The organism is Kribbella aluminosa (assembly GCF_017876295.1).
Lineage (GTDB): Bacteria > Actinomycetota > Actinomycetes > Propionibacteriales > Kribbellaceae > Kribbella > Kribbella aluminosa.
In genome coordinates this window covers 806,337-819,458 of record NZ_JAGINT010000002.1, presented here as the reverse complement: position 1 = coordinate 819,458, position 13,122 = coordinate 806,337, and the positions used below count along the sequence as shown (strand labels likewise).

The following is a 13,122-nucleotide window of genomic DNA, read 5'->3' as shown; positions in this document are numbered from 1 at the left end:
CCTCGCGCAGTGCCCGTAGGTTCGCCATAGCGCCAACCTATGTCACGCACCGTCCAGCAGCGCCTGGTTGGCGACGAGCTGCACGTTGGAGAAGTAGCTCCGCAGTACCGGCCTGGTGAGGCATGGTCAGTACTGCGCAGCCGCCTAGTTGCAATACCGTTCAGTTAAGATCACAGTGGTGTAGTTTGGTGGCATGCCACGTGGTGGATGGAAGAAGCCGGAGACCGGGCGGCGTCTGTCGGATCTGGTCTCTGTCGGTGTGCTGACGCGGGTGTTCCCGCCGGCGCTGGTCGATGAGGTGATCGCCGAGGTCGGCCGGACCGAGCAGCGGCATCGTTCGCTGCCTGCGCGGGTGATGGCCTATTTCTCGATCGGGATGGCGCTGTATTCCGAGGGTTCCTACGAGGACGTGCTCGCGCAGTTGACCGATGGGCTGTCGTGGGTATCGGGCTGGACCGAGACCTTTAGCCCGCCGAGCAAGTCCGCGATCTTCCAGGCCCGGGCGCGGTTGGGTGCTGAGCCGTTGGCGGCGCTTTTCGAGCGGGTCGCCAGACCGGTCGGGACGGACACGACGCCGGGGGTGTGGCTGGCCGGGCGGCGTCTGGTCGCGATCGACGGGATGTGTCTGGACGTCGCTGACACGCGCGCCAATCACGAGCACTTCGGCCGTCCGGGGGTCGACAAGGGCGAGCGGGCGGCGTTCCCTCAGGCCCGGGTGGTCGCGTTGGCCGAGTGCGGCACCCACGCGGTCTTCGCAGCCGAGATCGGCACCTACCCCGAGTCCGAGGCCGCTTTGGCCGAACGGCTCCTGGACAGGCTGGTGCCGGGGATGGTGCTGACCGCCGACCGCGGCTTCTTCTCCTACGCCTTGTGGCGCAAGGCGATCGCGGCCGGCGCCGACCTGTTGTGGCGGATCCGCACCGATAAGTCCGGGCCCAAGCCGATCCACGTTGAGGATCTTCCCGACGGCTCCTGGCTGGCCCACCTGCGTCAGTCGCACACGGCCGCGGCGCGGCGCGAGGAGCCGATGCTGGTCCGGGTCATCGATTACACCATCGATGACGGCCGGGACAACCCCACCGCCTACAGGCTCTTCACCACCTTGACCGACCCCGACGAGGTGAGTGCGACCGATCTCGCCGCGGCGTATGCCCAGCGGTGGGAGATCGAGCTGACCTTCGATGAACTGAAGACCCATCAGCGCGGACCACGCACCGTGCTGCGCAGCAAGTCGCCCGACCTGGTCCTCCAAGAGATCTGGGGCCACCTGTGCTGTCACTACGCGATCCGCTCCCTGATGGCCGAGGCCGCAACCCATGCCGGGCACGATCCGGACCGGGTCAGTTTCGTTGCCGCGCTCAGGATCACCCGCCAGACCCTCGCCCACCCGGGCGCATTTTCCCCCTGACCAGCACGGCCGCGACAGCCCCGGCTGGCCGGACTTCCTGCGCCGCCTAATCCGCCGGCTCAACCCCACCCGACGACGACGCTCCGCGCCCCGCGTCATCAAACGCAAATACGTCAAATGGCACGTCAAACGCGCCCACCACATCAACTGGCCGCAACCACAACAACCACCGAACTACGCCGTGATGCCACACTAACTGAACAGTATTGCGCCTAGTTGGCCTCTTTTGTTGCCCAGTAGTGCCATTGGGGGGAAGCGACTGGGGAGCGGGCCAGGCCGTCCGGCCAGGTGGCCGGCAGGTCGTGACTCCGTGCCGCGTACAGGATCACCTCCGATGCGGAACGGTCGCCGCGCACGGTCACCCGGGCGGCGGTCTCGGCACGCATGTCGGCGAGGTAGTGGATCGCCGGCAGGAACTCGGTACTCAGTCGCGGGCTGAGCCGGCCGACGGGTTCGTCGTCGAGCCGGATCTCGACCACGATCCGGTGCCGGTCCTGGATGCCGTCCTCCTCCTCGATCGCGTGGATGGTGGCGTACGCCCAGCACTCGCCCTCCGGACGGAAGAACGGTGCCAGTACGTCGGGATGGACCTCGCTGCCCGGGACCACGATGCCGCTCCCGGGCGGTAGCAGGTGAAAGCTGCCTGGCGGGGGCAGGTTCACCGGCACCAGCATGTGCGGCTGCCCGAGGGCGATCGCGACGCTGGCATGGAACTCCGTGCTCTGGGTGCCCTTGCGCTCCCAGTCGACCCCGTCCCAGTTGGCCGGAGTCCATTCGCTGACCCACAGGTGACAAGGCACCCGCGGTTGCAGGCCCTGTGCGATCAGCTCCGACAGCACCGGGTGGTACCGGTGTGCGTCGTCCCGCGGCAGATAGCCGACCACCTTGCCCTCGACCCGGACCGCGACCGACCGCGGATCGAAACGGTTGTACGGTTCCGGGACGAGGTCCGCCTCGGTGTCCAGATCTGCGCCACGCGCCGGGATGGGGTCCGGGAACAGGCTACGGATCGCCTGCTCGTGCGGGGCTTCCCGCACGACCTCCTGACCACACCACAGGGCGTCTCCCCACAGACTGAACGGAATCAGTCCCATCTGTGCCCTCCAGTCCTCACTGACCCGCTTTACCCGGCTCATCCGATCCAGGGGCCTGGCCGTTACACCGAGTGAGCGTATGAAAACTAGACTGCCCCGTGAAGAGCCGTTTCACGCATGGTGCAAGAGTCTGAAACGCAAAAGGAATCCCGTGGTCCGGACTCTGGACGCGGATCGTCTTGGGCAGCGAGCGAATCGGCGAAGATCGTGCAAATGCACGGGAAGGAACGTCATGCAGGGCAGCAGTTCAGTCGCTCGATCGACGGTTGACGCCGACGCGATCGAGGCCGCGATCAAGCGCTTGGACGGCGTCGCCGTCCGGACCCCGTTACAACGCAATCTGCGCCTGTCCGAGCGCACCGGCGCCGAGGTCTGGCTGAAACGCGAGGACCTGCAGATCGGCCGCTCCTACAAGCTGCGCGGAGCCTACAACCTGATCGCGCAGCTCGGCGACACGGCGAAGGCGGCCGGGGTCGTGTGCGCGAGCGCCGGCAACCACGGTCAGGGGCTGGCGTATTCGTGCCACATCCTCGGCGTCCAGGGCAAGGTGTACGTACCGCGGACGACGCCGCGGCAGAAGCGGGACCGGATCGCCGCACTGGGCGGCAAGCAGATCCAGGTGATCGTCACCGGCGACACGTACGACGACGCGGCCGCCGCCGCGCTCGCGGACGGTACGGCGAGCGGCGCGACGATGGTGCCGGCCTTCGACGACCCGAGAACCGTTGCAGGACAGGGGACCGTCGCCGTCGAGCTGGTCGAGCAGCTCGGCCACGCGCCCGACGTACTCGTGGTTCCGGTCGGCGGCGGCGGTCTCGTTGCAGGGGTTGCAACGTGGATCAAGGACCGGCATCCCGGCGTACGCATCATCGGGGTCGAGCCGGCTGGTGCGGCGAGTATGGCGGCCGCGTTCGAGGCCGGTACGCCGGTGACACTGCCGCACCTGGACAGCTTCGTGGACGGGGCCGCCGTCCGCCGCGTCGGCGACGTCACGCTCCCGCTCGTGCAGCACGCCGGCGTCGAGCTGCTGTCGGTGCCCGAGGGCCTCGTCTGCTCGGAGATGCTCGCGCTGTACCAGACCGACGGGTTGATCGCGGAGCCCGCGGGCGCTTTGTCGACAAGTGCCCTGGGCAACGGTCTCGACGTACGGCCCGGAGAGACTGTGGTCTGCCTGCTGTCCGGCGGGAACAACGACGTCAGCCGGTACGGCGAGATCCTCGAGCGATCGCTCGTGTACGAAGGGCTGAAGCACTACTTCCTGGTGACGTTCCCGCAGGAGCCGGGCGCACTGCGGACGTTCCTCGACGAGATCCTCGGGCCGGACGACGACATCACGCTGTTCGAGTACGTGAAACGCAACAACCGGGAGACCGGCGTCGCCCTGGTCGGCATCGAGATCAGCACCCGGGACGACCTCCCCGGCCTGCTCACCCGGATGGAGGCCGCCCCACTCGACATCGAACGCATCAACCCGAACTCCCCCGAGTTCAGGTACCTGATCTAGTGCTTCGAATGCCGCCCGTGCCGCGGGTCGTGCGGGTGCGTGCCGTCGTCCCAGCTCGGGTCGACCGGCTGTCCCTCGCGGTTCCTGGACCCGTCGTCGGGCCAGAGGTTCTGGGTCTGCGCGCGGTGCTCCTCCGACACCGCGCGCGCCTGCTCGGCGGCGTCCCGGCGTTCGCTCGCACCGGCTGCCAGCCGCCGCGCCTTGGCCGTCTGCTCGTCGGCGTCCGCCTGCGCCTTGCGCGCCCGGGCGTCCACCTCGTCGGCAACCGCACTCTGCTTCTCCGCCTGCGCCGCGCTGGCGCGGGCCTGCTCCTCGTGTTCGTGCGCCTCCCGCTCGGCCCGGCGCTCAGATCTCCGCGACGCGGCGCCGGCCACCAGGGCGGCCAGGATCACCAGCACCGCCACGGCGACGACGATCCAGACGATGGTCATTCCGTTCATCGGTCCTCCTCGGCTCGATGATCAGAACCACCGGTACCCGGGTCGTCGTCGCCTGACACCTCTCAGACGAGGCCGCGGCGGGCGGCCCAGACGATGGCTTCGATGGCGGTGCTGAAGCCGAGGCGGTCGCAGATCAGCCGGGTCCGGCGGCGGACGGTGCGCTCGGACAGGTCGAGGCGCCGGGCGACGCCGTCGACCGGTAGCCCGGTGGCGAGCAGCCGGAGTAGTTGGAGGTCGTCGTGGCTGATCTCGCGCGGCGGCATCCGGCGCGCCACCGGTCGAAGTTCCTGGGGGAGGACGGTCATGCTGATCACCTGGTTCCGAAGACCCGGGACTCGGCGGCGTCCCAGTCGGCCGGTTTGCCCTGCGGGTCGTAGCGCCGCAGAGAATGGGTGGACCGGACCAGGGCGCGCATCGCGTCCAGGTCCGGGAGGGGCTCGCCGAGGGCGCGAGCCTGGACGAGTACGTTGCCGAGCGCGGACGCCTCGACCGGCCCGGCGAGGACCGGTACGCCGCACGCGTCGGCAGTCAGCTGGCAGAGCAGCTCGTTCTGGGAGCCGCCGCCGATCACGTGCAGTACGTCGACGTCGCGGTCGGCGACGTTCTGCGCGGAGTGGAGGGTACGGCGGTACGCGAGGGCCAGGCTCTCCAGGATGCATCGGACCGCGGCACCCCGGGTCCGCGGCGGCTCCTGCCCGGTCCGCACACACTGTTCGTCGAGCCGCGCCGGCATGTTGCCAGGGGCAAGGAACTCGGGGGCGTCGGGGTCGATCAGCACCGCGAACGGCGGAGCTTCGGCGGCGGCCCGGAGCAGGTCGTCGAGGTCGTCGCCCCAGATCCGTCGGCATTCCTGCAGGATCCACAGCCCCATCACGTTCCGCAGGAACCGGATCCGCCCGTCGACCCCACCCTCGTTGGTGAAGTTCGCGTCCCGCGCTTCGTCGGTCAGTACCGGCGCGTCGAGCTCGAGCCCGACCAGCGACCAGGTCCCCGACGAGATGTACGCAAACCGCTCCCCAGACGCCGGTACGGCGACCACGGCCGAGGCAGTGTCATGCGAGCCCACCGCAATCACCGGAATGCCCGGGGCCAACCCGGTCTCGTCCGGCACCACGTTCCCGATCACGTCCCCCGGCTCACGCAACCGGGGAAAGATCCGACGGGGCAGTCCCAGCCGGGTGATCAGTGCATCACTCCAAGCCCGGGCACGTACGTCGTACAACTGCGTCGTCGAGGCGTTCGTACGCTCGGCACCCAGCTCGCCGGTGAGCCAGTAGCCCAGCAGATCCGGGATCATCAGGAGACTGCCCGCGGCGGCACCGGTCGCGGGCTCGGCGGTCAGTTGGTAGATGGTGTTGAAAGGCAGCTGCTGCAGACCGGTCACGGCGTACAGGTCGGCGGCCGGCACCTCGGCGAGCACCCGCTCCATCACCCCGTCGGTGCGGGAGTCGCGGTAGTGGACGGGGTTGCCGAGCAGGCGGCCGTCCGCGTCGAGCAGCCCGTAGTCGACGGCCCAGGCATCGATGCCGATGCTGTCGATCGGCCCGGCCAGCCGCAGGCCGTCCAGGATCGAGCGGTACAGGTGCAGGATGTCCCAGTGCAGTGTGCCGTGGACGCGGACCGGCCCGTTCCAGAAGCGGTTCAGCTCGCGCAGCTGCAGCACCTCAGGGCCGACCTCGCCGAGCATCACCCGGCCGCTCGACGCCCCGAGATCGACAGCCCCGACCCGCTTCACGGCGATACCACCGTGAGGTCGAGCTTCAACAGGTCGGCGACGGCAGTCAGATCGGCAGCACGATGCCCGGTCCCGAGGGCCCAGTGATGCGCCACCCCGGACGCCGACCACGCGTCGGTCCACTCGCCCGGATCGCACCCGAAGTCCACCCGCGACGTGGTGTTCCCGATCTGCAGCAACGGCCCCGGTACGACGGTGCCTTCGGAGGCGATCAGCGTGAACGTCCCGTCCCGCCGCTGCCCCAACCCGCACACCGTCACCGGCCCGGGCTGTACGTCGAACTCCACCGACACGCCCCACCCGCGCTTGCCGTGGTAGACGCCGAGCCCCCGCAGCAACGGTTTCCGCGCCGAGATCGCGAGATGCGCCGGCCCGTCGTGGCCCATCTCGACCACGTTGTCGTCGAAGTTCAGCGCCTGTAGCTCGGTGAACGATCCGCCGGCGCCGAGCTTGTCCATCACCAGCATCGCGAGCGACGTGCGCAACTCGTACTCACCCGCGGCCGGCACCCCCCTTGCCGTCAGCAACGAGGCGCCGAGGATCATCCCGGCCGCGACCCGTTCGTGGGCCTCGCCATCGAGTCCACGGTGGTAGTAGGCCAGCGAATCAAGGGCGAAGTCCTCGACCAGCCGATCCAGCGCGACCGAAACGGTGGCGCCCCACCGGAAGTCCTCGAGCTGCACCGAGTCGTCGAGCGTGAAGATCTCCCGCGCCAGCTCCATCCGCTGGGTCGTCTCGGCGTCGGTGACCTTCTCGGCCCGCACCCGGAGGTCGTCGATCTCCAGCACCTCGACATGCCCGCCGAGCTGCGCGGACACCAGCGTCGGATCGGTGATCACGTCCATCATCCCCGGGTACACATGCCCGAGCAGACCGTGCCGCCCGTGCCGCAACGCCGCCCGTACGCCGGCCGCCCTGATCCACCGGTCGATCCGCGTCCAGGCCCGCTCGTCCTCCAGGTACCCGGACACCGAGCGGAAGTCGATCCCGCAGCGCTCGAACGCGTTCGCCATCTCGGGCAGCGGACACGCCCCGCAGTACGCCAGCCACGCGCCGGTGTCGAACGACGCGTGGTCCATCGCCTCGGTCGGCTGCAGGTTCAGCAACAGCACCGGTGCGCCGCTGCGCTGCGCGACCGGCACCAGCATCGACGCCGTCATGTACGTCGTGAGGAACCCGACGATCAGGTCGCAGTCGGCCGCCCGCAACTTCTCGGCGGCGACGGCGCCCTCCTGTGCGTCGGAGATGAACCCGGCGTCGACCACCTCGCAGTCGAGCGCCGCGAACCGCTCGGACACCCGCCGCGCCGACGCCTGCAACTGGGGCAGCAGGTCGGGGAACTGCGGCCAGTACGCGCCCAGCCCACCCGCCACCAGACCGATCCTGGTCCGGCGGGACGTGATCCGCTCCAGCGCGGTCATCCGACAGCTCCTAACGCAGGAACGCGGCAGCCACGCCGGCGTCGACAGGCACGTGCAGACCGGTCGTGTGCGTGAGCTCCCCGCCGGTCAGGGCGAACACCGCGGCCGCGACGTTCTCCGGCAGCACCTCGCGCTTGAGCAGCGTCCGCTGGGCGTAGTACGCACCAAGCTCTTCCTCCGGTACGCCGTACACCGCGGCCCGCTTCGCACCCCAGCCGCCGGCGAAGATCCCGGAGCCGCGAACGACGCCGTCGGGGTTCACGCCGTTCACCCGGATGCCGTGTTCGCCGAGCTCGGCCGCGAGCAGCCGGACCTGGTGCGCCTGGTCCGCCTTGGCGGCGCCGTACGCGACGTTGTTCGGGCCGGCGAACACCGAGTTCTTGCTGGAGATGTAGACGATGTCGCCGCCCAGCCCCTGCTCGATCAGCACCTTCGTGGCGGCCCGCGACACCAGGAACGAGCCCTTGGCCATCACGTCGTGCTGCAGGTCCCAGTCGCGTTCCGTTGTCTCCAGCAACGACTTCGAAATCGACAGGCCGGCGTTGTTGACGATCAGATCGACGCCACCGAAGGCGAGGACGGCCTCCCGCAGCGCGGCCTCGACCGCCTCCGCCGACGACACGTCCGCGGCCACCGCGACGGCCACGTCGGTCGAGCCGAGCTCCTTCGCGACCGCCTCGGCCGCCGCCTGGTCGAGGTCCGCGACGACGACGCAGGCACCCTCGGCCGCCAGCCGGTGCGCGATCGCCTTACCGATCCCCGACCCGCCGCCGGTGACGAACGCCACCCGGGTCGCCAGTGGCTTCGGCTTCGGCATCCGCTGCAGCTTCGCCTCTTCGAGCGCCCAGTACTCGATCCGGAACTTCTCCCGCTCGTCGATCGGCGCGTACGTCGACACCGCCTCGGCGCCGCGCATCACGTTGATCGCGTTCAGGTAGAACTCACCGGCGACGCGGGCGGTCTGCTTGTCCTTCCCGAAGGAGAACATCCCGACGCCCGGCACCAGCACGATCGCCGGATCGGCCCCACGCATCGCCGGGCTGTCGGCCTCGGCATGCCGGTTGTAGTACGCCGCGTAGTCCTCGCGGTACTGCTCGTGCAGCTCGCGGAGACGGCTCACGGCCTCGTCGAGCGGGGCGGTCGGCGGGAGGTCCAGGACCAGCGGCCGGACCTTCGTCCGGAGGAAGTGGTCGGGGCACGAGGTGCCCAGCGCGGACAGCTCAGCCAGCCGCTCCCGGGCGGTGAACTCCAGCACCACGTCTGAGTCGTTGAAGTGGCCGACCTGCGGCTTGTCCGTCGACGCGAGACCGCGGATCACCGGAGCGAGCGCGGCGGCCCGGGCCCGGCGTTCGTCGACCGGGAGCGCCTCGAAGCCGTCGACGACAGCACCGAAGGGCTCGGGCTTTCCGCGCTCGGCGAGGAAGCGTTCCGCCGTCCGGATGATGTCGAGCGAGTTCGCCTCGCACTCCTCGGAGGTGTCGCCCCACGCGGTGATGCCGTGACCGCCGAGGATGCAGCCGATGGCCTGGGGGTTCTCGCGTTTGACGGCCGCGATGTCCAGGCCGAGCTGGAACCCGGGGCGTCGCCACGGTACCCACACCACGCGGTCGCCGAAGCACTCCGCGGTCAGCTTCTCGCCGTCCGCCGCGGTCGCCAGCGCGATCCCGGAGTCCGGGTGCAGGTGGTCGACGTGCGGCGCGTCGACGAGCCCGTGCATCGCGGTGTCGATCGACGGCGCCGCGCCGCCCTTGCCGTGCAGGCAGTAGTCGAACGCGGCGACCATCTCGTCCTCACGGTCGACGCCTGGGTAGACGTCGACCAGCGAGTTCAACCGATCGAGCCTGAGCACAGCCAGGCCTGCCGCGGTGAGCGTGCCCAGATCGCCACCGGATCCCTTCACCCAGAGCAGGTCGACGGGCTGCTGGGTGACCGGGTCGGTCGCCGTACCCTTCGCCGACGTGTTCCCGCCGGCGTAGTTGGTGTTGCGTGGATCGGCACCCAGTCGGTTGCTACGCGCAACGAGCTCGGCTGTGACGCTAGGGGTGTCGCTCACTTATGCTCCCCATCCGGCTTGCTGACCGTCGGCGCGGTCCTTGGTGATCTGCTCGAAGTACCCGCTGCGCTTGTACGCCGCGACCGGGTCGGCATCCAGGCCCTGCGACTCGCGCAGTTCCGCGAGCAACGGCCGCACGTCGGTGTTGTACGCGTCCATCAGCGCGGCGTTCGCACCCAGTACGTCGCCGTCCTGCTGGGCCTTCCGCAGTACGTCGCGGTCGACCAGCAGCGCCTTCGCGGTGGCCTCCTGCACGTTCATCACCGAGCGGATGATCGCGGGGATCTTCTCCTCGATGTTGTGGCACTGGTCGAGCATGAACGCGATGCCGGCGGCTGGGTCGAGCGCCTCGCCGCGGACGATCTCGTTCATGATCCGGAACAGCTGGAACGGGTCCGCGGCCCCGACCATCAGGTCGTCGTCGGCGTAGAACCGGCTGTTGAAGTCGAACGCGCCGAGCTTCTTGGTGCGCAGCAGGAACGCCACGATGAACTCGATGTTCGTCCCCGGCGCGTGGTGCCCGGTGTCGATACAGACCGTTGCCTTCGGCCCCAGCTCGAGACAGTGCGCGTACGACGTACCCCAGTCCGGCACGTCCGTGGTGTAGAAGGCCGGCTCGAACAGCTTGTACTCGAGCAGCATCCGCTGGTCGTCACCCAACCGCTCGTAGACCTCACGAAGCGCGGTCGCGAGCCGGTCCTGACGGTCCTGGATGTCGTCCTGGCCCGGGTAGTTGGTGCCGTCGGAGAACCACAGCTTCAGGTCCCGCGACCCGGTCTGGTCCATGATGCCGACGCACTCGAGCAGGTGGTCGGTGGCCTTCCGCCGGACCGCCGGGTCCGGGTTCGTCACGCTGCCGAGCTTGTAGTCGTCGTCCTGGAAGACGTTGCTGTTGATCGCCCCGAGCCGGACGCCCTGCTCCTTCGCGTACGCCGACAGCGCCGCGTAGTCGTCGACCTTGTCCCAGGGGATGTGCAGCGCGACGCTCGGCGCGACACCGGTGTACTTGTGGACGACGGCCGCGTCGGCGATCTTCTCCTCCGGCGACCGCGGTACGCCGGGCTGGGTGAAGACCTTGAACCGGGTGCCGGAGTTCCCGAACGCCCACGAGGGCAGCTCGATCTCCTGGCGGCTCAGCGCGTCCTTCGCGGCATCGGGTGTCATGAGTCAGTCCCCTTCAGATGGAAGATCTCGGGCAGCAGCAGGAAGGACTCGTCCGGCGGTCGGCCGTCGATGCCCTGGAAGAAGTCGGTCATCTGCGCCTGCCAGCGGGCGTTCACCTCGGTGGCCGCCATCGCCTGCTGCGCCGCCTCCAGGTCCGCGGACTCGACGTACCCGACCAGTAGGCCGTCGTCGCGGAGGAACAGCGAGTAGTTGTGCCAGCCGGACTCGCGCAGCGCGGCCTGCATGTCCGGCCAGACATTGCGATGCCGGTCGACGTACTCGTCGAGCCGGTCGGGCCGGACCTGCAGGCAGAAGCAGTAACGATTCACGGCGGCACCTGTGCTCTGGGCGGGTGGGCGGTCGATGAAAGGTTTCAAGAAGGTGTGATGACGCTAAGCGGGCGTACGGGTGGGCGTCAAGGGCCTGCCCAGCTTTTACGTCCGATCCCGGACCGGCAAGGCGGACATTCGGGGGAAACCGGGTATCCTTCGGCAGCTAACACGTTTCAAGTGCGGAGGGAGGTCGCGGTCCGTGGACGATGCGGAAGCGCTGCCCGAACGTACCCGCCGGCGGCCCGCCCCGAAGCCGCACGCGGCCGGCGTGAAGGCGGTCGCCGCGGCCGCCGGGGTCTCGCTGGGCACCGTGTCGAACGTGCTGAACCGCCCCGAGGTGGTCAGCCCGCTGACCCGCGCCAAGGTCGAGGCCGCGATGGCCTCGCTCGGTTTCGTCCGGAACGAGTCGGCCCGCCAGCTCCGGGCCGGATCGAGCCGGATCCTCGCGTACCTGATGCTCGACGCCGGCAACCCCTTCTTCACCGACGTCGCGAAGGGCGTCGAGGAGGCGGCCCAGGCGGCCGGGCTCTCGGTGTTCCTGTGCACCAGCAGCGAGGATGCCGACCGCGAGGCGGCGTACCTGGACCTGCTCGAGCAGCAGCGCGTCCAGGGCATCCTGATCACGCCGATCGACCAGCACTCGTCCCGGCTCCGCGAACTACCCTCCCGCGGCACACCGGTGGTGGTCGTGGACCGGACCCTTGACGAGGCCACGCACTGCTCGGTCGCGGTGAACGACGTACTCGGCGGCGAGCTGGCGATCTCGCACCTGCTCGAGCTCGGGCACGAACGGATCGCGTACGTCGGCGGGCCGAACACGCTCGGTCAGGTCGTCGACCGGCGCGACGGCGCCCGGCGCGCGCTGCGGACCGCCGGGAAGCCGATCACCGACCTGATCGAACTGACCACCGGCGCGCTCACGGTGGCCGAAGGCAGGGGCGCTGGGCAACGACTTGCCGGGCTTCCCGCGGACCGTCGGCCGACAGCCGCGTTCTGCGCGAACGACCTGCTGGCGCTGGGTTTGCTGCAACAGTGCGTGAGCCTCGGGCTGCGCGTCCCGGAGGACCTCGCGATCGTCGGGTACGACGACATCGAGTTCGCCGAGGCCGCCGCCGTACCGCTGACGTCGGTGCGGCAACCGCGTCAACTGCTCGGCCGGACCGCGGCGGAGCTCCTGCTGGACGAGTCGTCGAACCCGGACCACGAGCACCAGCGGGTCACGTTCACGCCGGAGCTGGTCGTGCGGACGTCAACGCGCGGGACGCTCTGACCCGTACGCCGCGAGGAAGACGTCGGCCGCCTGGTCGGCGAGCTTCTGCAGCTCACTGTTGTCGACGCGCTGCCGGGTGCCTGCGAACATCGCGCGGTTCATCGGCTTGTACATGACCAGCCCGGCGAACTGGTACGCCGCCAGCGTCGGGTCCTCGAGCTCGCGGAGCAGACCGCGGTCGCTCAACCTGGTCAGCGCCTGACCCAACGCGTCGAGGGACTTGTCGAAGCCGCTGTCGAACCACGCGCCGCACACCTCGGGGAACCGGTCCGCCTCGGCGATCACCAGCCGCCGGAGCTGCAGCACGTTGTCGGCGGTAAGGCTCTGCAGCAGGCGGTGTGCCAGCGCCTGCAGAGCTTCCCGAGCGTCGGCCGCGCCGTCGAGCGTGTCGACGTACGCCTGCAGGAGACCGTCCATCAGCTGGTCGCTGGTGCCGAGGACGATCTCGGCGAACAAGCGCTCCTTGTTCTCGAACTGCTTGTAGACCGTCTGTTTGGAGACGCCGGCCTTGGCCGCGACCTCGTCCATGCTCGCGCCGAGGTAGCCGTGCTGGAGGAACACCTCGGTCGCGGCGGCCAGGATCGCGCGGCGTTTGCGGGGCGTCCGGCCTTCGGTCTCTGACTCCATCCGGAAATCATACTAGACAGTCCAGTTCTCTGACGAGTACTGTACGGTCTAGTTTCCGTAGAGGTGGGGAGAAC

The 13,122-nt window shown here is 69.2% G+C and carries 12 protein-coding genes; 3 read left to right on the top strand and 9 right to left on the bottom strand.

Annotated features, from left to right (window positions below; genetic code table 11):
• The first annotated feature begins 193 nt into the window (after positions 1-193).
• A complete protein-coding gene (locus JOF29_RS25345) occupies positions 194-1,408 on the top strand; it encodes an IS4 family transposase (RefSeq protein ID WP_209696954.1) in 1,215 nt (404 codons plus the stop codon).
• Between the two features lie 212 nt (positions 1,409-1,620).
• On the opposite strand, the gene JOF29_RS25340 is transcribed toward JOF29_RS25345, so the two are convergent.
• Complete coding sequence (locus tag JOF29_RS25340) at positions 1,621-2,502, bottom strand: hypothetical protein (RefSeq protein ID WP_209696953.1); 882 nt, start codon at positions 2,500-2,502, stop codon at positions 1,621-1,623.
• 232 nt (positions 2,503-2,734) lie between these two features.
• Between JOF29_RS25340 and ilvA the strand changes: the two genes are divergently transcribed.
• Positions 2,735-4,006, top strand: a complete 1,272-nt coding sequence (gene ilvA, locus JOF29_RS25335) for a threonine ammonia-lyase IlvA (protein ID WP_209696952.1) — start codon at positions 2,735-2,737, stop codon at positions 4,004-4,006.
• On the opposite strand, the gene JOF29_RS25330 is transcribed toward ilvA, so the two are convergent.
• From JOF29_RS25330 to JOF29_RS25300, 7 genes are all read right to left on the bottom strand, one after another.
• The gene (locus tag JOF29_RS25330) at positions 4,003-4,446 is read right to left on the bottom strand and encodes a hypothetical protein (RefSeq protein WP_209696951.1); all 444 of its coding nucleotides are present in this window, start codon (positions 4,444-4,446) and stop codon (positions 4,003-4,005) included. The genes ilvA and JOF29_RS25330 overlap by 4 nt on opposite strands.
• Positions 4,447-4,508: 62 nt before the next feature.
• On the bottom strand, positions 4,509-4,751 hold the full coding sequence (locus JOF29_RS25325) for a helix-turn-helix domain-containing protein (RefSeq protein ID WP_209696950.1): 243 nt from the start codon (positions 4,749-4,751) through the stop codon (positions 4,509-4,511).
• 5 nt (positions 4,752-4,756) lie between these two features.
• Complete coding sequence (locus JOF29_RS25320; RefSeq protein WP_307863676.1) at positions 4,757-6,181, bottom strand: rhamnulokinase; 1,425 nt, start codon at positions 6,179-6,181, stop codon at positions 4,757-4,759.
• A complete protein-coding gene (locus JOF29_RS25315) occupies positions 6,178-7,602 on the bottom strand; it encodes an L-fucose/L-arabinose isomerase family protein (RefSeq protein ID WP_209696949.1) in 1,425 nt (474 codons plus the stop codon). Before JOF29_RS25315 ends, JOF29_RS25320 begins: the two co-directional genes overlap by 4 nt.
• A 10-nt stretch (positions 7,603-7,612) precedes the next feature.
• Entirely contained in the window at positions 7,613-9,655 is a 2,043-nt protein-coding gene (locus tag JOF29_RS25310; protein ID WP_209696948.1) for a bifunctional aldolase/short-chain dehydrogenase, read from the bottom strand.
• Positions 9,656-10,819: an L-rhamnose isomerase gene (rhaI, locus tag JOF29_RS25305; protein WP_209696947.1), complete on the bottom strand. Its 1,164-nt coding sequence runs from the start codon at positions 10,817-10,819 to the stop codon at positions 9,656-9,658.
• Positions 10,816-11,148, bottom strand: a complete 333-nt coding sequence (locus JOF29_RS25300; protein ID WP_209696946.1) for an L-rhamnose mutarotase — start codon at positions 11,146-11,148, stop codon at positions 10,816-10,818. Before JOF29_RS25300 ends, rhaI begins: the two co-directional genes overlap by 4 nt.
• Before the next feature lie 202 nt (positions 11,149-11,350).
• Here JOF29_RS25300 and JOF29_RS25295 point away from each other — a divergent pair, with 202 nt between their 5' ends.
• A complete protein-coding gene (locus JOF29_RS25295; RefSeq protein ID WP_307863675.1) occupies positions 11,351-12,421 on the top strand; it encodes a LacI family DNA-binding transcriptional regulator in 1,071 nt (356 codons plus the stop codon).
• Here JOF29_RS25295 and JOF29_RS25290 read toward each other — a convergent pair.
• The gene (locus JOF29_RS25290) at positions 12,401-13,048 is read right to left on the bottom strand and encodes a TetR/AcrR family transcriptional regulator (RefSeq protein ID WP_209696945.1); all 648 of its coding nucleotides are present in this window, start codon (positions 13,046-13,048) and stop codon (positions 12,401-12,403) included. The two genes, JOF29_RS25295 and JOF29_RS25290, sit on opposite strands and share 21 nt — an antisense overlap.
• Positions 13,049-13,122 lie beyond the last annotated feature (74 nt).